Annotated in this window: 12 protein-coding genes; 8 read left to right on the top strand and 4 right to left on the bottom strand. The window is 70.0% G+C overall.

The genetic code is table 11. From position 1 onward, the window contains the following. Positions 1–31: 31 nt before the first annotated feature. Both GVV04_RS03645 and GVV04_RS03640 read right to left on the bottom strand, forming a co-directional pair. The gene (locus tag GVV04_RS03645; RefSeq protein WP_161684364.1) at positions 32–520 is read right to left on the bottom strand and encodes an AAA family ATPase; all 489 of its coding nucleotides are present in this window, start codon (positions 518–520) and stop codon (positions 32–34) included. Next, positions 430–2,739: a right-handed parallel beta-helix repeat-containing protein gene (locus GVV04_RS03640; RefSeq protein ID WP_161684362.1), complete on the bottom strand. Its 2,310-nt coding sequence runs from the start codon at positions 2,737–2,739 to the stop codon at positions 430–432. Before GVV04_RS03640 ends, GVV04_RS03645 begins: the two co-directional genes overlap by 91 nt. A gap of 174 nt (positions 2,740–2,913) precedes the next feature. On the opposite strand from GVV04_RS03640, the gene GVV04_RS03635 reads away from it, so the two are divergent. The 7 genes from GVV04_RS03635 to GVV04_RS03605 all read left to right on the top strand — a co-directional run bounded on the left by GVV04_RS03635 (position 2,914) and on the right by GVV04_RS03605 (position 12,927). Further along, a complete protein-coding gene (locus GVV04_RS03635; RefSeq protein ID WP_161684360.1) occupies positions 2,914–5,211 on the top strand; it encodes a WXG100 family type VII secretion target in 2,298 nt (765 codons plus the stop codon). A gap of 22 nt (positions 5,212–5,233) precedes the next feature. Beyond that, positions 5,234–5,758, top strand: a complete 525-nt coding sequence (locus GVV04_RS03630; protein ID WP_161684358.1) for a WXG100 family type VII secretion target — start codon at positions 5,234–5,236, stop codon at positions 5,756–5,758. Positions 5,759–5,818: 60 nt separating this feature from the next. Beyond that, positions 5,819–6,574 (top strand): hypothetical protein, encoded by a 756-nt coding sequence (locus GVV04_RS03625; RefSeq protein WP_161684356.1) that lies wholly within the window; start codon positions 5,819–5,821, stop codon positions 6,572–6,574. A 28-nt stretch (positions 6,575–6,602) separates the two neighbouring features. Next, the gene (eccCb, locus tag GVV04_RS03620) at positions 6,603–10,646 is read left to right on the top strand and encodes a type VII secretion protein EccCb (RefSeq protein WP_161684354.1); all 4,044 of its coding nucleotides are present in this window, start codon (positions 6,603–6,605) and stop codon (positions 10,644–10,646) included. Between the two features lie 121 nt (positions 10,647–10,767). Then, positions 10,768–11,142, top strand: coding sequence for a WXG100 family type VII secretion target (locus tag GVV04_RS03615; protein WP_161684352.1), 375 nt, complete (start codon positions 10,768–10,770; stop codon positions 11,140–11,142). 27 nt (positions 11,143–11,169) lie between these two features. Beyond that, positions 11,170–11,496 (top strand): WXG100 family type VII secretion target, encoded by a 327-nt coding sequence (locus GVV04_RS03610; protein WP_161684350.1) that lies wholly within the window; start codon positions 11,170–11,172, stop codon positions 11,494–11,496. Between the two features lie 39 nt (positions 11,497–11,535). Continuing rightward, positions 11,536–12,927: an EsaB/YukD family protein gene (locus GVV04_RS03605; protein ID WP_161684348.1), complete on the top strand. Its 1,392-nt coding sequence runs from the start codon at positions 11,536–11,538 to the stop codon at positions 12,925–12,927. A gap of 54 nt (positions 12,928–12,981) precedes the next feature. Here GVV04_RS03605 and GVV04_RS03600 read toward each other — a convergent pair whose 3' ends face one another. Continuing rightward, positions 12,982–13,308, bottom strand: a complete 327-nt coding sequence (locus GVV04_RS03600) for a YbaB/EbfC family nucleoid-associated protein (RefSeq protein ID WP_161684346.1) — start codon at positions 13,306–13,308, stop codon at positions 12,982–12,984. Between the two features lie 474 nt (positions 13,309–13,782). Beyond that, the gene (locus GVV04_RS03595; protein WP_161684344.1) at positions 13,783–14,184 is read right to left on the bottom strand and encodes a hypothetical protein; all 402 of its coding nucleotides are present in this window, start codon (positions 14,182–14,184) and stop codon (positions 13,783–13,785) included. Between the two features lie 1,429 nt (positions 14,185–15,613). Between GVV04_RS03595 and GVV04_RS03590 the strand changes: the two genes are divergently transcribed. Next, positions 15,614–22,456: a hypothetical protein gene (locus tag GVV04_RS03590; protein WP_161684343.1), complete on the top strand. Its 6,843-nt coding sequence runs from the start codon at positions 15,614–15,616 to the stop codon at positions 22,454–22,456. Positions 22,457–22,502: the final 46 nt, after the last annotated feature.

Below are 22,502 nucleotides of genomic sequence, written 5' to 3'. Positions count from 1 at the left end.
TCCTCGGTCAGTCGGCGTCACGGCCGCCGCTTCACTGCTCCCGCAGTCGGGCTTCCTCCGGCACGTCGGCGGGCAGCAGGGTGCTGAGCTGCTCCTTGGTCGGGTCGTTGTCGTCGGCGATCCGGTAGGCGTGCCGCTCGGTCATCTCCTGGAAGACCTGGCGGGCGAACCGACCGTTGCCGGACCTGTCCGCCCGGTTCACGGACGAGAAGTAGTTGGTCAGGGCCTGTCGGGTGACATCAGCCAACTGGTACTCGTGCTGGCCGGCGTGGTGCGCCACGATGTCGACCAACTCCTCCGGGACGTAGTCGTCGAAGGTCAGGGTGCGGTTGAACCGGGACGACAGGCCCGGGTTCGCCGCGATGAAGCGGACCATCTCGTCCGGGTACCCGGCGACGATCACCACCACCTGGTCGCGGTGGTCCTCCATCAGCTTGACCAGTGTCGAAATGGCCTCCTGGCCGAAGTCGTTGGACTGGCCGTCGGGCACCAGGGCGTACGCCTCGTCGATGAAGAGCACGCCGCCGATCGCCCGGCGGAACGCGGCCTGCGTCTTCGGGGCGGTGTGGCGCCCACGTACTCACCCACCAGGGCGCCCCGGTCGACCTCCACCAGATGGCCCTGCGTGAGCATGCCGAGCGCGTTGAGGATCTGACCGTAGACCCGGGCGATCGTGGTCTTCCCGGTGCCCGGATTGCCGGCGAAGATCAGGTTGCGGGAGAGCGGCGGCGGTGCCAGGCCCGCCTCCTGCCGGCGCTTCACCATCTGCATCAGCCTGACCAGGGTTCCCACGTCGTGCTTCACGCGGGTCAGCCCGACGAGGTCGTCCAACTGGGCCAGCAGGCTCTCCAGATCCGGCCGTTCCTCCGCCTCGGTCCCCGGCGCGGAACCGGCCGCCGCCGGTGTGCCGCTCGGCTGACCCGCCAGCACCCGGCGGGTCGGCGTCTCGGTGGTCGGCATGCTGACCGACCGCACGTTGCTGGTCGTGCAGTCGACGAACGTCGGCTCGCTGCCCTCGGCCAGGTTCAGGTCGCTGTCGGTGTCCTCCACGTGGCACCGCCGAATCCGGGGGCGGGCCTGCGGGCCCAGGAACAGGGCGGGGAACTGGCTCGCCGAGACGGTCAGGTCGTCCAGCACACCGGCGCTGCCCGTGCTGAAGTAGACCCCGTTCTTGCCGCAGTCGCGTACGCGCAGCGTCCGCACCACCGGCCGGGCGTCGTCCCACACCACCAGGCCGCTGCCACCGGCGTCGAGGATCACGCAGTCCTCGATGGTCGCCGCGCTGTCCCGGTCGAGGAAGACCCCGGCGCCGCCGCTGTCGGAGAAGTGGCTGTCCCGTACGGTCGGGCCGGAGTCCGGCCCCACCTCCATGCCCGCCTGGGGCGTGGAGCGGACCGTGCAGTCCTCGAACAGCGGCCGGTGCGAGGTCTCCACCCGGATTCCGACGGCCACGTTCTCGATCGTGGTGTGCCGCACCGTCGCGTCGCCGTCCTCCTCGACCTGCACGCCGGTCATCTCGGCGCGCTTCACGGTGCCGCCGGACATCCGCAGGAACGACCGTCCGGTGACCCGCACCCCGTGCTGCGGGGTGCCGCTGATCGTGCAGTCATCGAGTTCGACGTCGGCGTGGCCGGCCAGGTGCACGATGCTGAACGAGGAGTCGCGCAGCGCGCAGCGCCGCAGTACCGCGCGGGCATCACCGTCGGCGAAGACGCCGTTCGCGCCGGCATGGGCGACCGTGGACTCGACTGCCTCCAGGCGCGCGTCCCGGACCGCCAACCCGGTGCTGCCGGTGGTGCCGATCTCGCACCCGGCCAGGACCACCCGCGCGCCCGACTGCGCGTACAGCCCACTGCGTGCCGAGTCGTCCACCTTGACGCTTCGCGCCGTGAGCTGCGCCGCGCCGTACGCCGACAGGCCGTTGCCGCCGCTACGGGTGACGACGGTGTCGCCCACCTCGGCCTGGCACGCCCCCGCGTCCGCCTCCGCCGAATGCGCATCGGCGGAGTCCGCGTCGCGCGGCGCACCGACCAGCCGGATGCCGTCACCGGCGGTGTCGCTGACCCGCCCCGCGTGCAGCGTCAACTGAGCCTGCTCCTGCGCGTGCACCCCCACGCCGCCGGTGTGCGTCACGGTGCACTCGTCGAGCTCGGCCGAGGCCCGGTCCGACAGCACCACCCCGTTGCCGGACGGCCGGGTGACCGTCGTGTGGCGCAGCATCACCGAAGCCGACTGGGCGACCACGACCGCGTCGCCGTCGATTCCCTCGATGGCGCAGCCGACCACCTCGGCCTGGGCATCCCCGCGCAGCCGCAGCCCGGCCCCGGTGGTCGAGTGGATGCGGCAGTCGCGCAGCACCGGCCGGGCCCACCCGTCCGCCGCCACCTCGCCGCCCGACACGTCACAGTCGACCATCGTCAACACGCCGTCGCTGGTGTGCACCGCCCCACGCACGGTCAGGCCGTGCACCAGGGCCGCACCCGCCCGGCTGACCAGGGCCGGCCCGCCGGTCGACACCAGTTCCACCGGGCCGTGCTCGCGGTCGGCCACGATGCTGATGTCCCGGTCTATCAGGACATTCTCGTGGTAGACGCCCCGGGACACACTGATCACCGAACCGCTGGACGCCGCCCGAAGCGCCGCCGTGATGGTGCGGTGGCTGCCCCACCCCCGGGCCGCGACCCGCTGGGTGCCACGGCCCCTCACCGGTGGAGGGCTGGGCGGTGTGGTGGCGGTCATGGCCGTGTAAACGGTGGCACGCGGGCGATGGTTCATGTCCCGCTCGTCGGGTCGGCGGGGTCGCTCGAATCGGCCACTGCCGCGTCCCCTTCACCGTCTGGCAGGCTGAGCCGCGCCCGCGCCGCCCCCAGTCGCCCCCCGCGCGGACGAAAAGGTCGCGTGAGGAGCTAGTCGATGGCCGATCAGCAGGTCACCCAGCCGGACGGATCGATCGTCTACTACGACGAGTCAGCCCACGCGATTCGCCAAGTATGGCCCGACGGTCGGGTGACGACGTACGAGTACCGCGACGGCGAGCAGTATGTGGGCACGACCGGTGACCTGCATGTGTTGTACGGCAAAGATGACAAGCCGATCAAGCAGTGGCAGGGCGATGATGAGGCGTCGGCGTCGACGTATTCGTGGTTGCCGGATAGCGGCTTTTCGTTGACCGATCCCGACGGGACGGTTACGGAGTTCACGAAGGACGGGGACAGGGTGCGTCTGACCTCGCCGGATGGTGTGGTGACGACGTATGAGTATCGCGAGGGCGGGCAGTATGTGGGTACGACGGGTGATTCGCATGTGTTGTACGGGGAAGATGACAAGCCGGTCAAGGTGTGGCAGGGCGATGATGAGGCGTCGGCATCGACGTATTCGTGGTTGCCGGATAACGGCTTCTCGTTGACCGCTGCCGATGGCACGGTTACGGAGTTCACGAAGGACGGGGACAGGGTGCGTCTGACCTCGCCGGATGGTGTGGTGACGACGTATGAGTATCGCGAGGGCGGGCAGTATGTGGGTACGACGGGTGATTCGCATGTGTTGTACGGGGAAGATGACAAGCCGGTCAAGGTGTGGCAGGGCGATGATGAGGCGTCGGCATCGACGTATTCGTGGTTGCCGGATAACGGCTTCTCGTTGACCGCTGCCGATGGCACGGTTACGGAGTTCACGAAGGACGGGGACAGGGTGCGTCTGACCTCGCCGGATGGTGTGGTGACGACGTATGAGTATCGCGAGGGCGGGCAGTATGTGGGTACGACGGGTGATTCGCATGTGTTGTACGGGGAAGATGACAAGCCGGTCAAGGTGTGGCAGGGCGATGATGAGGCGTCGGCATCGACGTATTCGTGGTTGCCGGATAACGGCTTCTCGTTGACCGATCCCGACGGGACGGTGACGGAGTACACGGAGGATGGGGACAGGGTGCGTCAGATTGCGCCGGATGGTGTGGTGACGACGTATGAGTATCGCGAGGGCGGGCAGTATGTGGGTACGACGGGTGACATGCACGTGTTGTACGGGAAGGACGGTCTGCCGGTCAAGGTGTGGCAGGGTGATGGTGAGGCGTCGGCGTCGGTGTATTCGTGGTCGCCGGATAAATCGTTCTCGTTGACCGCTGCCGATGGCACGGTTACGGAGTACACGAAGGACGGGGACAGGGTGCGTCTGACCTCGCCGGATGGTGTGGTGACGACGTACGAGTATCAGGGTGATGGGCAGTATGTGGGTACGACGGGCGATCTGCATGTGTTGTACGGCAAGGATGACAAGCCGATCAAGGTGTGGGAGGGTGACGGTGAGGCGTCGGCGGCGTACTACAAGTACTTGCCCAATGGTGGTTACCAGTTGGACGGGCCCGATGATGTGGTCGAATACTCGGCGGACGACCGGCTGGTAAGCCGGACCATGAAGGCCGACGGCACGGTCACGACCTATGCGTACCGTGATGATGATTCTTATGTGGGGACGACCGGTGACACCCATGTGTTGTTCGGCAAGGACGGAGTCCCGATCAAGGTCTGGGAGGGCGATGACGAGTCGACGGCCTCCATCTACAAGGCCCTCGACGGCGGCCATTACACGCTGACCGATCCTGACGGCGTGGTCACGGAGTTCGACGAGACCGATCGGCCGATCCGGATCGAGGAACCCGGTGAGCAGCCGCAGACGATTGAGTGGCTGCCCGACGGGTCCAACATCCGGACCCAGGGAGACGATCACAGCAAGTACGACGCCAATGGCGTATTGGTGCAGATATGGACCGGTAATGACCCGTCCACCGGCACCCGCTTCCACTACCCTCCCGGCGGGGGCGTCGTCACCGAAGGCCCAAGCGGTACCACCTCGTACGGCGCGGACGGTAAACCGGTTGTGACGATAACCCCGGAGGGCGAGCAGATCACCTGGAAGGTGGATCTGCCGGCGTTGAACGAGGCCGCCAATTCGGTACAGAAGGCGAAGGACCTCATCGAGATGCGCCTGCAGACCGTCCAACGGAATTTCGAGAACATCCAGTCCATGTGGATGAGCCCTGCCGGCAACACGTTCTCGCTGCTGGCCGGGAACTTCAGGAAGGCGAGCGACGTCCTGGAAGAGGCACTGGACGAGGCGGTGCAGCGGATGCGCTCGTCGTACCAGAACTACCTCGCCTCGGAGGCGCAGAACGCCGCCAACATCGCTGAGATAGCGAAGGCGGGACACAAGTAGCCAAGCAGGCGGAAGGCGTGGGATGACCAGCCCAGACGAACACCCGGACGAAGCCATTCCCTACGACTATGCGGGGAGGAGGATCTCGGTCAACCCGACGGAGGTGGCGGGCTGCGCGAAGGAGCTCGACAGAGCCGCCAAGGAAATCGAATTGCTGATCAAGAGCGTTCACTCGATCTGGGAGGACCTCAAGCTCGGCTGGACCGGCCGGACCCAGGCCGAATCGGAGGAATTCAACGACCTGTGGCTCCTCGCGATGTCGGACATGTTCGCCTCGAAGGACGGCACCCCGGGTGCCCTGTCGGCGATCCACTTCATGGCGAATGCCGCTGCGGCCAATTACGCGCACGCCGAGGACTCGCTGAGCAGGACCCTCCTCGAGTTCGGCCAGTCGATGGCGGGCACGAGCGACCAGACCTTCCCCGGCGAGCTGCCGGCCGGGATCCCCAGCCGCCCGGAGGGGGCCCCGGAGCCGCCGGCCGAGGTGCCCACGCCCCGGAACCGGACCGGCGGGCCGATCACGGAGGTGACACCGGGAAATCCGTGAACCCCGGCCCCCGTACGGGCGTCTAGGGGGAGTTGAGGAACAGCGCAGAAGAGGCAGGTCGTGACGAGCGTCGAGACGCAGCACCGGGACAGAGGGCTCGGTGCGCCCGCTGAGCAACGGCGGGAGTTCACGCGTGCGTTCATGGAGCAGGGCTGGGCACGTCCGGGTCTCGACCGTCCGACCGCCAAGCCGCACGTGACGATGGTCGTCGCCACGGTCGCGCTGCTGGGCGCGCTGCTGGGCGGCGTACTCATGCAGCTCATCAAGCCGGTGAAGCTGGAGCCCGCCAAGGGGGCGGCCCCGGCCGCGCCCACCGCCGGGCCCAGCTACACGGCGGTCGCCGGCTGGGACTGCGCGGCCGCCGACGACCACGGTTTCATCGCCAGCGGGCGGGGGCCCACCTGGTTGACCATCGGTCAGGGCGGCTGGAGCAAGGACGGCTGCCACGGCGACTACGTGGCGATCCCGTTCGCCGGCACCGGCGCCCGGGCAGCGGCCCCGGCCACCGCCCAGTGGTGGTTCCGGCCGGCGACCGAGATGCGGAGCTGCACCGTCGAGGTCTTCGTGCCGGCCCCGGACCGCGCCGCCTACCGGCCGGTCTCCCGCGCCGCGTACTCGGTGCTCAACGAGCCGGGCGGCGCGGAGTTCGCCCGGTTCGAGGTCCGGCAGGACGCCGCCGCCGGCGGCTGGGTGACCGGCGGGACCTGGCTGGTGGGGCGCAGCGGCATCACGGTGCGGTTGTCCGCCGAGGGCGATCCGCCGGCCAAACAGGCCATGCTCGCGGTGGCGCACGTGAGGGTCAGTTGCACCGGGTGACGCGGGAACACCGGCAGGGGAAGAGGGCATGACTCGACTGGCATTCCACCGGCCGCCGCGGTTCCTGCCGCCCGCGCTCTCCACCGAACCGATCGCGTTGCCGCCGCCACCGGAGGCCGGCACCGGCACCAACACCGGTGGCTGGATCGCGACGATCCTGCCGCTGCTGAGCTCGGTCAGCATGGCCGGTTACATGATCACGTACGGCCGTCCCATCCTGATCGCGTTCGGTCTGCTCTTCGTGGTGATGTCGATCGGTGTCGCCATCGCCATGCGGTCGCAGACGCGCAGCAGCAACCGTCGCGAGGTGCGCCGGCAGCGACGGCGCTACCGGGCGCACCTCGACGAGGCGCGCGCGCAGGCCAGGGCCCACGCCGCCGCGCAGCGCACGGTCAACGCGGTCAACCAGCCGGACCCGCTGCGGCTGTGGTCCATCAGCACGTCGCTGGACCGGGTCTGGGAGCGCCGCCCGGATGACCCGGACTTCATGCGGGTACGCATCGGCCTGGGGCGGGTCGCCCTGAGCCCGCCGATGCAGATGAGCCAACGGCTGGACCCCCTGGGCGAGTACGACTGGGAGTCGCTGACCGCCGCGAAGAAGCTCGTCTCCCGCCTGGGCTGGGTGGAGGACCAACCGGCCGTCGTCAACCTCGCCGAGGCCGGCGTGGTGAGTCTGCTCGGGCCACCGGAGAAGACCGAGGGCCTGGCCCGGGCGATCCTCACCCACCTCGCGGTCCTGCACGCACCGGACGACGTGGTGATCGCCGTCGAGTCCTCCGGCGGCGGGAACTGGGAGTGGGCGAAGTGGCTGCCGCACGCGCTGGAGCCGGATGCCACCGGCGAGGCCGGCGTGCTGCCTCTGGTCCGGGTGGACCCGGTCGATCTGGCCGGCTTCCTGGAGCGGGAGATCCGCAGGCGTCAGGAGCAGATCGCCGTACGGCGCGTACAGATCAGCTTCGACCGCTCCCAGGCACCCCGGATGCAGCGCCTGGTGGTGCTCTTCACCGGCTTCCAGCCGGTCTCCGAGTGGGGCCGCTCGGAGCTGCTGCGCGCGCTGTTGCAGGCGGCCGGCCCGCAACTCGGCATCACGGCGCTGTTCCTGGCCCGGCGTGAGCTGGACGAGCCGAGCCGGGTCGACCTGCGCATCCGACTGACCGAGGACGGCCACGCCGCGGTGGAGGGCCGCGCCGAGCTGATGACCGCCCCCGTTCCCGACTGCGTGCCCGACAGCCTCGACACTCGGGTCGCGGAGCTGGTCGCCCGCAGGCTGTCGCCGCTGCGCCTGATCGACGAACGCGACCAGGTGCTGATCCGGGACGTGTCGCTGACCGACATGCTCTTCGTGGGCGACCCGCTGGCCATCGACCCGACGACCCTCTGGGTACGACCGGACAGCAGCAGACTGCTGCGCGTGCCGATCGGCACCGACAGCGAGGGCGGCACGGTCCTGCTCGACCTCAAGGAGGCGGCGCAGGGCGGCGCGGGCCCGCACGGGTTGATCGTCGGCGCGACCGGCTCCGGCAAGAGCGAGCTGCTGCGGACCCTGGTCACCGGCCTCGCGCTCACCCACTCGCCCGAGGTGCTCAGCTTCGTCCTGGTCGACTTCAAGGGCGGGGCCGCATTCGCGCCGCTGGCCGAGCTCCCCCACGTCGCCGGCCTGATCACCAACCTGGTCGGCGACCAGACGATGATCAGCCGGATGCACGCCGCGCTCCTCGGTGAGCAGCAGCGCCGGCAGCAGATGCTGCGCGACGCCGGCGACGTGGACTCCATCCGCGAGTACCAGACCCGCCGCGCCGCCGGGGTCAAGAAGGCGGACGGTACGGAGCTGGAACCCATGCCGTACCTGATGATCATCGTGGACGAGTTCAGCGAGCTGCTCTCCGGCCGGCCGGAGCTGGTCGACCTCTTCGTGCAGATCGGCCGGGTCGGGCGCAGTCTCGGCATGCACCTGCTGCTGGCCACCCAGCGGCTGGAGGAGGGCCGGCTGCGCGGTCTCGACTCGCACCTGTCCTACCGGATCTGCCTGCGCACGTTCTCCGCCAGCGAGAGCCGCACGGTGATCGGCACCACCGACGCCTACCAACTGCCGTCGATCCCCGGGTCCGCGTACCTCAAGGTCGGCGAGTCCGTCTACCTGCGGCTGCGGGTGGCACACGTCTCCACGCCGTACCTGACCAGCGAGCAGCGGACCGAGGCCGGTGGCCTGCTCCGCGCGGTCGTCCCGTTCACGGTCGGGCCGCTGCCGGACAGCGCGCTCCAGCAGTCCACCGAGGAGGAGCCGGTGGAGGAGCCGGTGCTCTCCGGCCCGACCGAGCTCCAGGTCCTGGCCGACCGGATGAAGCCGATCGCCGCCCTGGCGCACCAGGTGTGGCTGCCGCCGCTGCCGCCGGTCATCCCGTTGGACCTGCTGCTCGGCACGCCGGCCGTGCGCAGTGGTCGCGGCCTGTGCGCCCCCGAGTGGCCGGGATCGGACATGAAGGTCGCGATCGGGGTGCTCGACCGCCCGATGCACCAGGAACAGCAACTGCTGATGATGGACTTCGGGGGTACGCAGAGCAACCTCGCGCTGGTCGGCGCCCCGCAGACCGGGCGGAGCACCTTCCTGCGCACGGTGCTGCTCAGCGCGATGCTCACCCACACCCCGGCGGAGATGCAGTTCTACTGCATCGACTTCGGCGGCGGCACGCTCTACCCGTTCGCCGAAGCCCCCCACGTCGGCACCGTGGCCGGGCGCAGCGACGAGGAGTTGGCCCGGCGCACCCTCAACGAGGTCCACACCCTCATCGCGGAGCGCGAACAGCAGTTCCGCTCCCTCGGCGTCGACTCCATCGCCGAGTTCCGGGCCCGACGCCTCGCCGGGCGGCTACCCAAGGGGGTGCGGGCGGCCGATGTCTTCCTGCTCATCGACAATTGGGGTGGGCTGCGAAGCACCTTCGAGGAGGCGGACGCGCTCGTCACCGAGATCGCGTCGCGAGGGCTCGGCGTCGGCGTCCACCTCGTGCTGACCGCCGGCCGCTGGCTGGAGATCCGCCCGGCGCTGCGGGACTCCATCGCCACCCGGATCGAGTTGCGGCTCAACGACCACAACGACTCGGAGATCAACCGGAAGCTCGCCGCGCAGATCCCGGCCGACATGCCCGGCCGGGGTCTGGCCCCTACCGGCCTGTATCTGCACGTGGCCGTGCCCCGGGTGGACGGGGCCGAGACGACCGACGGGCTACGCGAGGCGCAGGCGGCCGTCATCGAGGAGGCGGCCAGGAACTGGCCGGGTTCAGTGGCCCCGCCGGTCAAGGTGCTGCCCGCCACGATCTCGCTCTCCGACGTGCTGGCGCTGCCCGCGCGGCAGGACGACGGGACGCCGATCGGGATCGCCCAGCGCGACCTGGGGCAGGTCACCCTCGACCTCTCCGGCGACGAGCGGCACCTGCTCGTCTTCGGCGACAGCGGCTCGGGCAAGAGCTCCTTCCTGCGTACCTGGATCTCCTCGACCGTCGCCCGCCGCTCCGGATGGGAGGTCCGGTTCGTCGTCGCGGACTACCGCCGTAGCCTGCTCGGCGTCGTCCCCGACGAGCACCTGGGCGCCTACGCGGCCGACCCGGAGGCGCTGAAGGTGTACGTCGAACAGGTCGCCGGCAAGCTGCGCGAGCGGCTGCCCCCACCCACCGTCACCCCGCAGCAGCTCGCCGCGCGCAACTGGTGGGAGGGCCCGGACATCTACCTCGTGGTGGACGACTACGACCTGCTCGGTGCCGGCATGAACAGCCCGCTGCGGGCGCTCGTCGAGTTCCTGCCGCACGCCCGCGACATCGGCTTCCACCTCGTGCTGGTCCGCCGCGTCGCCGGCTCCTCCCGCGCCCTGATGTCCGACGTGCTGGCGACCCGGATGCAGGAGATGGGCTCCGTCGGGCTCATCCTCAGCGGCGATCGCCGGGAGGGCACGCTCGTCGGCGACCACCGGGCGGCCCAGCGGCCACCCGGCCGGGGCGTGCTGGTGACCCGCTCAGCTGCCGAGCTGATCCAGGTGGCGCTCACCGAGGACGCGATGGCGACCAGCGGGGCCGCCTCGTGACATCCCCGGCGCGGCACGGTGGGTGTCCGGTGATTGGGGAACTATCCGTGTCCTCCTCGGAGGGCCCAGGCTGTTACGGACGTGGCCGGTCGGCCGCGCCCACGATGAGAAGGAGCGGATCGTGACGCAGTACAACGTCACCCCGGAGTACGTGGCGAATGCCGCCGCGGACTGCGACGTCGTCGCCAACGACGTGCAGACCCAGCTCGCGGCGCTTCAGACCTACGTCGCGGGGCTGGGTGCCAGCTGGCTCGGGGTGTCCGCCCTGCAGTTCGCCGAACTGATGAACACCTTCCACACGTACTCCGTCAACCTGCACAACGCGCTGGTAGACATCGGTCAGGGCCTGCGCGGCAACGTCGCGAACTACGTCGAGAGCGAGACGGACAACGCCAGGAACATCGCCTCGCTCAGCAGCGGCCTCGAACCGGCCCTGTACAACCCCGTGACACGAAACCCGGCCGGGGACACCCATATCCCACCCGCCAACCTCTGACCTCGCCTTAGTCGTTAGGAGCCGACCGTGCCCAACATCGAATCAAGCAGACTGCAGGTACCGGCCGAACTTGGTGAGGCCGGGAACCACATCCGCCAGATCTCCAGCACCCTCGCCGCCGAACTGGCCAGCCTGCAGAGCAAGCTGGCCCCGCTGGAGGAGTCCTGGACGGGCACCACCTACACGTACTTCAAAGGGTTGGAACAGGAATGGAACATGGCCGCCACGGGTCTGTGGGGTGACGGCGGCCAGGGCAGCGGCGGGCTGCTGCCATTCATCGCACACGCGCTCGACGTGTCGTACCAGAACTACACGAACGCCGAGCAGTCCAACACGAGGACCTGGCAGCGCTGACGCGCGTGCCGAGACCGGGGGATGAGAGGGACCGCACCGATGTTGGACAGGCGTAGCCGGGTCACCGTGAACGGCGGCGGGAAGCGGGTCGACGTCGCGCTTCCCAGTGAGAGCCCGATCGGGGAGTACGTGGCGGGGCTGGCCGAACTGTGCGGCCAGACCGGCGGAGGTCTCATGGCCCCCGCCTGGTCATTGGCGCCCGCCGGCGGCGCACCCTTCTCGATCGAGTCGTCGCTGGCCGAGGCCGGGGTCGCCGACGGGCAGGTGCTCTACCTGCGCGACGTCGCCCGCGACCCGGGCACCGCCCCGGTGGTGGAGGACATTGAGGAACTGGTGGCCGCCGACGCGCAGGAACAGCGGGTCGACGCCCGGGCCCGGGGCGTGCTGACGGTCTGGATCGGCGCCGGCTGGCTCACCCTCGTCGCGGCGGTGGTCGCGGCGCGTCCGCACCGCAACGACCTCCTCGCCGCGCTCGGTCTCGTCCTGGTCAGCATCGTCGTGCTCTGCCTCGGGTGGGTGCTCAACCAGAAGCGGGCACGGCTTCCGGCGTCCGCGTGCCTGGCCATCTCGTTGTCGGCCGTGCCCTGCCTGGCCGCCGCCGGTGGCCTGGTCGGCCAGTCGCTGGGCGGCGGGCTCTTCTGGTGCGGGGTGGTGCTCGGCGCCAACGCGGGTCTGCTGATGGCCCTGGCCGCCACGCCGGAGCCGGCCATCCTCGCCGCCGAGGCCGCCCTCGCGCTGGCCGGCACGTTCGCTGTGGTGCTGGTGTTCCTCGACGCGGACGGCACCCAGATCGCCGCCGCCACCGTGCTCGCGGCCCTGCTCCTGGTGGCCGTGGCCCGCCCGCTCGCCGCCGCGGTCGCGGCCTGGAGCACCCCCATGCCGAAGGCGGCGGCCGGCGTGGCACCGGCCACCGCCCGGTTGATGCTGAACGCCCGCCAGTTGCTGGCGCTCATCCTGGTGTTCCCGGCGCTGGCCCTGGCCGGTGCGTTCCCGGTGCTGGCGCTGTCCCGTCAGGGGTGGTCCGTGGGCCTGGCGGCGGTGGCCGGGGCGGCACTGGTGATCCGCGCCCGTCAGGTCGGCTTCGTCAGCGAGGTGGTACTGCTGGCCGTCCCCGGCGCGATCGGGCTGTTCAGCGTGATCGGGGCGAGCGGTTACCGCTATCTCGCCTCGGGCCCGTCCGTCCTGGTGCTGCTGCTGATCGGGGCCGCCGTGGTCGGCGTCGGCGTCGCCGTCGCGCTCGCCTCCCGCCCCCGCGCCGCCGCCAAGGAAGACGGCCAGACGCCGTTCGGTCCGGTCGTCGACACCCGGGACCGGGGCAAGTTCGTCGAGACGATCGGCGTGGTCTGCCTCGTGCTGTCGGCGACGCTGGCGCTGGGGGTGTTCGGCGTCTTCACCGAGCTGTTCACGATGGGTCGCGAAATGGTCGGGTGAGTCGGACGTCGCCCGGGTACGGTGCCGGCCGGCCCCCGACCCGGGCGGCGCCCGTCACGGCTGCCCGGGTGTCAGCCGGTTCAGTTCGTCGGTCAAGGGCCGCATCACCTGCTCCATGAGGTCGCGCACGTTGTCGAGCGCGTTCTGCATCGCCTCGGCGACCCTGCCCTCCAGGTGGCGCAGGTTGTCCGGGTTCACCGCGTGCGGGTCGATCGTCACCGACTGGACCTGACCGGACGTCGTCATCGTCACCCGTACCGCGCCACCCGCGCACGCGCCGGTGACCTCGCGGTCTGCCATGTCGGCGCTGGCCGCGTTCGCCTGCGTGGCGAGCTCCTGCGTCTGACGGAGGAACTCGTTCAGATCGTCCTGGTACCCCATCGTGCTCTCCTGTCCCGGCTCCGGACGGCTCCCGGGGGGTTCCCGCAAGCCGGTGGTCTTCCACCCGGGAAGACGGCCGGACCGGTGCCGGGGTTCACGAGGCGGGGGACACGGCACGTCCTCGCTGGTGGGCGGCCATGTCCTCGTTCTGGGCACTGTGCGGCGACGTGCCGGCAATGGCACGGTGGACGAATGCGGTGTCTGTTCGGTGCCTCGGTGAAGGGTACGGAGAATGCCTGAGATCGGCGGCGTCTCCTACCCGGACACGGCCAAGCTCGACGAAATGTCCGTGGAGTGGGGACGCGCCGCCGACAAGTTGGACACCCTTGCCACCCAGGTGGCAGCCGTTGATATGGATTGGACAGGCCGGTCGGCCAGTTACTTCATCGAAGTCACCACCCTGGTCTGGAAACAGGTGACCGAGGTCGCTGCGGCAGCCCGGTCCATCAGCGAGAACATCAAGCAGTACTCGGATCAGGTCCGGGAGATGATTAAGCAGGCCATCAAGGCTGAGCTCATCAGCATTATCACGATTGTATTTTCTTTTGCTACGATGTGGATACCAGGGCTTGGTGCGTTGATGGGGAGACTCATCGACGGGCTCGCAAAAGTCCTCGTTGCGGTCGGCAATTTGGCGAGCAAAGTCGTGCCGACCAGCGTGAGGGCCCTGGTGACGCCGTTCACGTCGCCGAAGGTCCTATCGGAATTGGTCGTAGGTGGCTCGATCGGCGCGACAACCGAAGTCGCGATCGCCTTCGTCGCAGAGCTCACCGCCTCCGGTGTTACCAACACGGATGTGAAGATCGATGGAAAGACCTTCGGTATAGCTGCGGGAGCCGGCTTCGCCGCCGGGGCGGTGTTTTCCGGGTTGGTCACGGACAGCAAGTTTCGGGGCGGTGGCTTCATGGACCGTCACCCATTCCCCTTCACCGGCAGCCGCACCCCGAAACTGTCGTCCAACGGCCTTCCCCATACCGTTTCCGGTACCGGAGAAGGCAGGCCGCAGATCACCGGTTCAGGCGACCTGGGCGAGGTCGACGTCCCTTCGACGGCCATGACGCCGCTTCCGGGAAGGGTCGACGCTGAGAGTGGCAGCCACCTCCCGACCGGCGCTGGGGCCGGCTTGCCCCCCGTCGGCAGCCCGGGTGCCGGTAAATCGTCCGCCAGTGCCCAGACGATCCCCGGCGCGGGGCAGCGCGCAACCCCCCGTTTAGGCCGCTTCACCGACCTGCCCGAAGCCGGGGTGGGACCAGGCGGCGGCGTGCGGTTGTCCGTCGACGGCAACGCGGTTCCCCCCGCGCGCCTGGACAACAGCCCGCCCGCCAATGGCTCGGGGAGCCCCGTGCTGGGTAACCCGCCGGCCGGTGCGGGGGGCCGTAAGGTCATCGATGTCAATGGGCACTCGGTCAACGAGCCGCCGCCTACCGGGCAGGGCGCTCCCCCCGCGGCATCCGCAGGTGGCGGTCGGACCAATGCCGGCGGCGGCCCTCGACAGCCCGGCGGGGCGGAGGGAGTCGGCCCGGGCACCTCCCGGGCACATCAGCCTGGCCAGGACGGGGTCACCGGCAACGGCACTGCGGTGTCGCCGCGCCCACAGGTTGAGACAGCACCCCCCGTACGTCCGGGTGAGGTGCCTCCGGTTTCCGGGCGTGTGGGTGAGGTGTTGCCGGGTGGGGGGCGTGTGGGTGAAGGGCCTCCGGTTTCCGGGCGTGTGGGTGAGGTGTTGCCGGGTGGGGGGCGTGTGGGCGACGGTCCTCCGGTTTCCGGGCGTGCCGGTGAGGTGTTGCCGGGTGGGGGGCGTGTGGGTGAGGTGCCTCTGGTTCCCGGGCGTGCGGGCGAGGTGCCGGCTGGTCGGGTCGCTGGGGCTAGTGAGGCTGGCTCGCCGGTGGTGGGGCGTCGTGAGACTGCCGGTGGTGAGGGTGTTGCCGCGCGGGCGGACGGTGCTTCGGTGGTGCCGGGGCGTGGTGAGGTTGGGGGTGGGCGGGGCGATCGATCGGCAGTTGGCGGTGTTGGCGCCCGCCCAGCCTCCCTGGAGGCCGCGCCAGTGGCTCCCAGTGCCCGGAGCCACCCGAATTCTTCCCCGAGCCACCCCAGCTCCGCCGCAGCCGACGGAAAGGTCAGAACTCCGCGTGATCAGGGGCCACCGGAGGCCAGCGCCGCACCGCCACCCACGCACACGGGCAGGCAAGCCTCGGATTCCTCGGCACCGTCCGCCGCCTCGGGTTCGCCGGGCCACCGGGCGGCATCGCCGCAGAGCGATCCCACCCCGGACACCCCATCTGGCACTCCGATGCCGGAGCGGGCGGTGCCCGACAACAAGCCGGGACGGCGTCTGCAACGCCGCCACTTCCCGGAGGGCCGGGATCCCGACCGCGAGGGCCCGGTTTGGCGACGCGACCGTGAGGCATATGAAGTCAGGGCGCAGAAAGAGGCAAAAAACCAGGCCGAGTTCCAAAATCGGGAGCAGAAGAAGACCCACGCGCTCGGCGAGATGAAGCAGGGCATGAAGGAGACGGGTGGCACGGCGCTGGAGCGCTTCCGCGGGGAGTACGCCGCCTGGAGGGAGCGGAGCGGCAAGAGCTACACCCCCGAGGAACTGGCCCGGGCGGAGGCAAAATTCAGCAAGCGGGTAGAGCAACTCTGGCAGACCAAGTTCACGAACACGGACCGCGTCCGGGGCGGCAGGTTCGACATCTTCTACCGCAGATGGCCGACGAAGGTCGACAATCTGGCGAAGAACTTCAGGTTCGACTACTACGCTGATCTGTACCAGGCGCAGGCTCGTGCGGGTAAGGCGTTTGATGATGCCCGGATGGATTTCGAGCGTCCGCAACCGGGCAGCGGCCGGACGGCCGGCGACTTCGCGGAGTCGAAGGCTCAGTACGTCGACCTGGTCACCAGAACGTACCGGATCAACTACCAGGCGGACTTCGCCGCGAGGGCGGATGGGTCGTACCAGACCTGGAAGCCGCAGGCGGACCGGAGCTTCGATGCTTGGCAGAATCAGTTGGAGAAGGGGCTGCCGGGCCGGTTCGGCAAGGAGATAGAGCTCGACACCTTCATGAAGGGCCGGTTCCCTGAGCGGCTTGACCAGTGGAAGCAGGCCCGGGGCTTGGACGACGGTCCGCTCCCGTGGGAGGGAAAGGTCGCTGAGGATTTCCGTACGGAGCAGCGTCTCCACCTGACGGAGGGCCCGAGTCCGCACGAGCGGTCCTCGGCGCGCAGCGAGCAGCCGGGCGGCGACCGACACTGGCAGGACGCCGCGGCCGACGCGTTGCCGGATCGCTTCGACCGCGCCCATGCGGCTGAGACGCGCAGACTCGCCGACGAGCGCGACATGAACAGCTTCCACACGCTTGAGGACGGCAGCCCCTTCGATCAGGCCCTGGCCGGCCTTCCACCGGAGAAGGCGGCGCTGCTCGACAAGCCCACCATCGCCCGAGAGCGCGCCGCGTTCCTGACGCGTTCCCGCGAGGCCTATCTCGATGCCCGTGCGGGGGAGAACCCCGGCGATGCGGTGCCGAAATGGCTGGAGGGCAGGGCCCTGGCCGAGAAGCTGGCGGCCGACAGGCTCGCCCTCGCGATCCAGCGAGAGCAGCTTATGGCTGACGTGAAACAGCGTCAGGTCGAACAGGACTGGCAGCTCAACCTGTCGGAAGACGCCCTGGTTCGGGTACGCGCAGCGTTCGAACAGGACCTCCAGAAGGCGTACCAGGATGTCTGGGGCGACCATCCGGGCGCATTCGCCAAGGGGCCGGGCGACGAGAACCTCAAGAGCGTCTGGTCCCGCTGGGAGTTTCGTACCCAGGACCTCAGCGGGCGGCTGGACGTGCACATGCTGCACGAGGATCGACTCCACACTGTTCTCGACATCGCGGCCCGCGATTTCGAGATAGTTTTCGGTCCGGCCGACCCACCCAGTCTGGCCGGCCTCGGCCTGGTCACCAAAGCCCGGTACGACATTCCCTACGCGGAGCGCGTCGCAATCGCCGACGAATTTCGTCACCAGTACGTATCCAACTACCATAAAACATTCGGCCGCCCCGGCGAATCTGTCGACGGTTGGTTGGCACACGAGAAGATGTCGACCAACCAGTTCGAGCGCACGACTGAAGGGTTGAGCTTCCTGCGGGAGTTGCAGGACATGGCCAGGTTGCGTCAACACGACGACGGTCCGAACACGTTCCCTCTGAACGAGGGCTGGAAGATGGAGCTTCACAAGTGGGGGGTCTGGGTGCGACCGGCGGAGGTGCCGAGCGATGTCGCCGCTCTGGTCCGCTCCGGCCATTACGCCGATAAGACATCCACCGATCCCGACTTCGTCGTCGGTTCGCCCCACACGGAGATCCCGCCGTCGGTGCTGACGCAGGGCAGGGAGATATTCGCCAGGCTGCCCCTGAAACAGGATGGCTACGGGGTCACGCTGCTCAGCCGGAGCCACGCCGAACCGCCGCCGGCAGCTGCGCACTCCGCCTCCGACGCCGGCCGCTTCACCGAGGTCGACTCGACCGACCTCGGCGTGACCGTCAGGACACCCGGCATGGACCAGGCCGCCGGTGGTGGGAGCCCGCGCGTCGGTGGGGACTCCGGCACGGGGACCTCTCGTGACGTGCTCGCGGGTGACCGTTACGAATATGGCAGTTCGGGTCGGATCATCAGGACGCGGAACGAGGGACTTGGCGATACGGTGTGGGAGCATCACGGGGACAATTTCATCTGGCACGAGCCGTGGGGTAAGTCTGCGTTTCATGATGGCGTGATGATTCGTCGGACGACGTCCGACGGGAATGAACTGACGAAGTTCAACAGTCGTGGGCGGCCGACTGAGGGTGTGGGGCCGGACGGCCGGCGGTTCGTCCTTCTCTACGAACGGACCGGGGATCGCCACGGGCAGCTTCATTACCAGAACGGTGATGTGCCGTTCGAGCTGGATGGCCGACTTCGGTTGTCGGCTGGCATCGACGCCGGTGGTCGGAAGTTCACGGTTACCTACGACGATCAGCAAGGTGTTTCTTCTCGTCGTTATGAGGATGGCTCCGTCGAGAAGATGGAAGCCCCCGAGGTTCGGTTCGATCCGGAGGTGTTGTTCGCGAAGCGCCCGTCGGCCGATGTGGCGGAGAGGCTGTGGGCGCAGGCGCAGGCGCAGGCGGAGGGCCCGAGCGCGCCCGAAGCCTCGGCTTCTGCTGGCGTGCGTCCGGGTGGGCCGTCGGACGGTGGGGCGGGCTCCCGACCCGACGTGTCGGTTCAGGGTCATGGGGATCTTCCGGCGGTGGTGCCGGAGGGCGGTCCGGTCGGTGGGGGTTCCCGGCGCGGGCAGCCCTCACCCGTGGGCACCGGATCCGGCGCCGACGGCGCGGTGGAGGTTCCGCCGGTCAGGGACGGTTCCGACGTCATTCCGCCGTCCCGGCTGGATGGTCCGGCCAGCGGCGCGGGCACCGGCGGGCGCAGCTATGGGCGGACTGGGGCACCCACCTTGGTCGCGGAACGCCCGCGGCCCGACGACGTGGTGGCGCGGATGGTCGCGGCACGTCCGCCGGCCGACGACGTGGTGGCGAGGATGGTCGCGGAGGCGCAGGCGCTGGGCGTGGATTCGCCGGAGGTTTCGTCTGCTGCTGTGCGTGCGGATGGGGCATTGGAGGGCGAGGGTGGCGCGGGTTCTCGCGGTGCGATGGAGGAGCTCGACAGCTCGGGTCGGATTGTCCGGACGAGGCACGAGGGCCTTGGCGACAAGGAGTGGGAGTATCACGGCGCCGATTTCGTTTGGCATGAGCCGTGGGGTAAGTCTGCAATTCGCGCTGGTGCGATGGTTCTTCGGACGACGTCTGACGGAAGTGTGCTGACGACGTTCGACAACGCCGGGCGGCCGACTGCGGGTGTGGCGCCGGGTGGTCGGCGGTTCGTCCTTTCCTATGAGCGGGACGGGGATCACGAGGGGCGGCTTGAGTACGCGGACGGGGTGATCACGGCCCGTTTGGATGGCCGGCTTCGGTTGTTGGATGGCATGGAGGCCGATGGCCGCACGTTCACGGTCGCGTACGACGACCAGCTGGGTGTTTCGCACCGCCTTTATGAGGATGGCTCCGCCGAGGAGATGACGGCCCCCGCACTCCGGTTCGACCCGGAGGTGGTGTTCGCGGGGCGTCCGCTGACAGGCGACGCGATGGCGGAGTTGTTGTTGGCGCGGGCCCGGGCGGACGGCTTGATCGCGCCCAGGGCTCCGTCATCGGCCCCGTTCGGTGGGAATCGTCCGGCGGTGGTGCCGGAGAGCGGCCCGGTCGGTGGGGGTTCCCGGGGCGGGCAGTCCTCGTCGCCGGGTACCGGCCCCGGTTCCGGCGCCGCTGTGGAGGTCCCGCCGGTGAGCGACGGTTCCGTCATCTCGCCGTCCCGGCTGGATGGGCCGGCCGTCGGCGCTGACACCAGTGGGCGGACGGGGTCACGCGACGTGGTCGCGAAACGCCCGCCGGTCGACGCCCCGCGCAACCCCTTGCGGAGCCCGTTGGCCAACGTTGGCTCCCCGCCGCGCCCACACGTTCCGGCCGCTGCCCCGTCGGGCCCACACGTTCCGGCTGCTGCCCCGTCGGGCCCACGTGTTCCGACCGCTGTCGAACGGGCCGGCGACGAGGCCGTCCGGCGGATGCTCGTTGCCGTGCCACCGCCGGCTGCGGTGCTCCCGCCCGGCTCCGGTCCCGGGCACCTGGCGCGGCCGCTGTCCGTGCCCGGGCCCGTGCCGGCACCACTTCCCCGGCCGGCACCTCCGATGCGGCGTATCGGCTCCGACTACTTCGCCGGCCCGCTCGACGGGCTGGCAGCCACCGCCAGCGGCAGGGCCGTCCTCCTGCACGAGGGCCGGGCTCCGACACTGCCTGCGGCGGACCGACCACGCGGCTCCCGTGCCGGCCTGACGGTCGTCCTCGATCTGGAGGGGCAGCGGTTGGCCCAGGTTCCGGCGGCCCTGCGGCAGCTGCGTCCGGAGTTCCGGTCGAGGTTGACCCTCCAGTTCGCCGGCCGATGGCCGAGCCTCTCCCCGGAGCAGGCCGAGTCGATGGCGAACGAGCTGCTCGGGGACCTGCATCCCACCGCCGCGCTACAGGTGCCGGCGGACGATCTGGCCGATCGCCCGGCACCGACCCCCTGGGTGGTGCCCGTCGACGCGAATGGCAACGCCACCTTCGCGGCGACCGCCGCCGCCTTCCGCTTCCACGCGGGCGACGGCCTCCGGGCGGGCGACGACGTGTCGGCACCCAGGACCCGGACCCCGTACGGTCTCACGCCGGGCCCATGGCACGGCACGTACGAGCTGACCCCCGGCTGGTACCTCGACGCGCGCGATTCCGACAGGTTGTGGGTCGGACGGCACCTGCCGGAGACCGTCGTCCCCCGGGGCGGCGGTGCCGATGAAACGGTGCCCATCGTGGTCGGCGAGCCGGGTGAGCTCGTGCCGGACGAGGTGCTGGCGCAGCTCGGTCGGATCCGGACGGCCACGGTACCCACGGAAATGGTGCTGGTCGGGCGGGCGCTCACCGGCGGGCAGCGGCAGCAGTTGGGGCAGGTCCGCGCCGTGCTGCCGGACGGCTGGCAGGCGCATCCGGTCCCGGCCGGTTGGGTCGTCGCTGCGGCGGGGGCGGTGGCTTCGGCGGACCCGGGCGTGGCGGCCACTCGCGCGTCGTACCCGGGCTCGCGGGTGTTGTTCGTGGATCCGGCGGGCGCCGATGCGGCGGCGGTCGCCCGCTCCGTGGCGGACCTCGTGGCGGCGCTGCCCGGTTTGTTGCGGGACCGGGTGGTGGTGCAGCCGGTGCCGGGCGCGGCGGTGCCGTGGCAGGCGTTTGCCGAGCTCAGCGGCATGCTGCCGACGCGTGCCACCGGGGTGCCCGCCCTGGTGGTGCCGGTGGCGCGGCTGGCCGAGGCGCCACCGGCGTCGGCGTCGGGCTTCGTGCCGATGACGTGGGGCCCGGCCGGCCCGGTGCGTACGCTGCCGCACTTCGCCGACCACTACCGGGTGTACGGGCCCGGGGCGACGCCGGGTGAACCGCTGCCGGCCGGCCTTTCCGCCGGTGACGGTGACGGCCGGTTCGGAATCGAGCTTCCCGGTCTGCGGGACTGGGTGGTCGACACGACGTACCCGGGCATGGTGCACATCCGGCCCGGTGGCGTCGCGCTGCCGCCGCCCCCGCCGATCGCCGCCAGCGCGGCACGTCCGGACGCGGTACGGATCAGCGTCAGCGGAGCGCCGAACCAGTCCCAGCGGGCCGGGCTGTTCACCGTGCTGGAGGGGCTGCGCGCGGGCCGCCCGCTGGACGTCACCCTCGCGGGCGAACCGGACGGTCTGCGTGCGCTGGAGAACGCGGCGGTGCGCGAGAGCCTGCCACCTGGATTCACCGCCCATCAGCTCCCGGCGGGTCACCTGGTGGTGCGGGGCACGGAAACGCCGGCGGAGCTGGACGGGGCGCGGGACGTCCCGCCGGTGCCGGACGTGACGCTCATCCAGGTCGGAGGGGGCGTTCCGGTCGGGGCGATCCTCGGGTCGCTGCCGTCCGGCGTGCGGGATCGGGCCGTGCTGCGGCGCAGCGACGACCCGCCGCTGCCGCCCGCCTGGGTGCCGCTCTACCTACGCCGCAGGCAGTGGCCCGCCGAGCGCGTCGAGGACCGGGGCGAACGCTCGCGGCTGATCAACAACGAGCGGCTCACCGCCCTCCAGACCGCGACGACCCGGACGTGGGTGGAGCAGGCCGTCGGCCGGGCAACCGTCGCGCCCGTGGTCGCGGCGTCGTCCAAGGCGCTCCGGCTGGCCAACCTCGGTCACCAGGAGCTGGCCGAACACCACCTCGCCGCGCTGCACGTCGAGTCGGGCGCGGATCAGTTGACCTCGCTGCTGCGCGAGGTGGGGCTCGCCCTGCCGCCGCCGGTGTCGCTCGGTGGCGGCGCGGGTGCCAGCCAGTCGCAGCACGCCAATGCGGCGATGCTCGAGGCGATCCGGCTCTTCCTCTCCGACCGGCCGGATCGGGCGTACGAGGTGATTTTGCGCAATCGGAGCGCCCTGGTCGGTCGGCAGCGCATCGACTGGGTGCGTTGGCTGGGCGAACTGCGCGACGCACTCCCCGATCGACGCGAGGGCATCGGCACATTGGCCGACCACGTCATGACGTGTTGATGCCCGGCGATTAAATCACTCCCGTCTGGTAGCCGGAATGAACCTT

It is taken from the genome of Micromonospora rubida, assembly GCF_009908295.1.
Lineage (GTDB): Bacteria > Actinomycetota > Actinomycetes > Mycobacteriales > Micromonosporaceae > Micromonospora > Micromonospora rubida.
The sequence above is the reverse complement of the archived record's forward strand: the minus strand, read 5'-3'. Positions and strand labels throughout refer to the sequence as shown.

What these genes read in the sequence shown, in the direction of transcription:
- GVV04_RS03630 (WP_161684358.1), top strand. Translation starts at nt 5,234, where the DNA reads ATGACCAGCCCAGACGAACACCCGGACGAAGCCATTCCCTACGACTAT.
- GVV04_RS03640 (WP_161684362.1), bottom strand. Translation starts at nt 2,739, where the DNA reads ATGACCGCCACCACACCGCCCAGCCCTCCACCGGTGAGGGGCCGTGGC.
- GVV04_RS03635 (WP_161684360.1), top strand. Translation starts at nt 2,914, where the DNA reads ATGGCCGATCAGCAGGTCACCCAGCCGGACGGATCGATCGTCTACTAC.
- GVV04_RS03605 (WP_161684348.1), top strand. Translation starts at nt 11,536, where the DNA reads ATGTTGGACAGGCGTAGCCGGGTCACCGTGAACGGCGGCGGGAAGCGG.
- eccCb (WP_161684354.1), top strand. Translation starts at nt 6,603, where the DNA reads ATGACTCGACTGGCATTCCACCGGCCGCCGCGGTTCCTGCCGCCCGCG.
- GVV04_RS03600 (WP_161684346.1), bottom strand. Translation starts at nt 13,308, where the DNA reads ATGGGGTACCAGGACGATCTGAACGAGTTCCTCCGTCAGACGCAGGAG.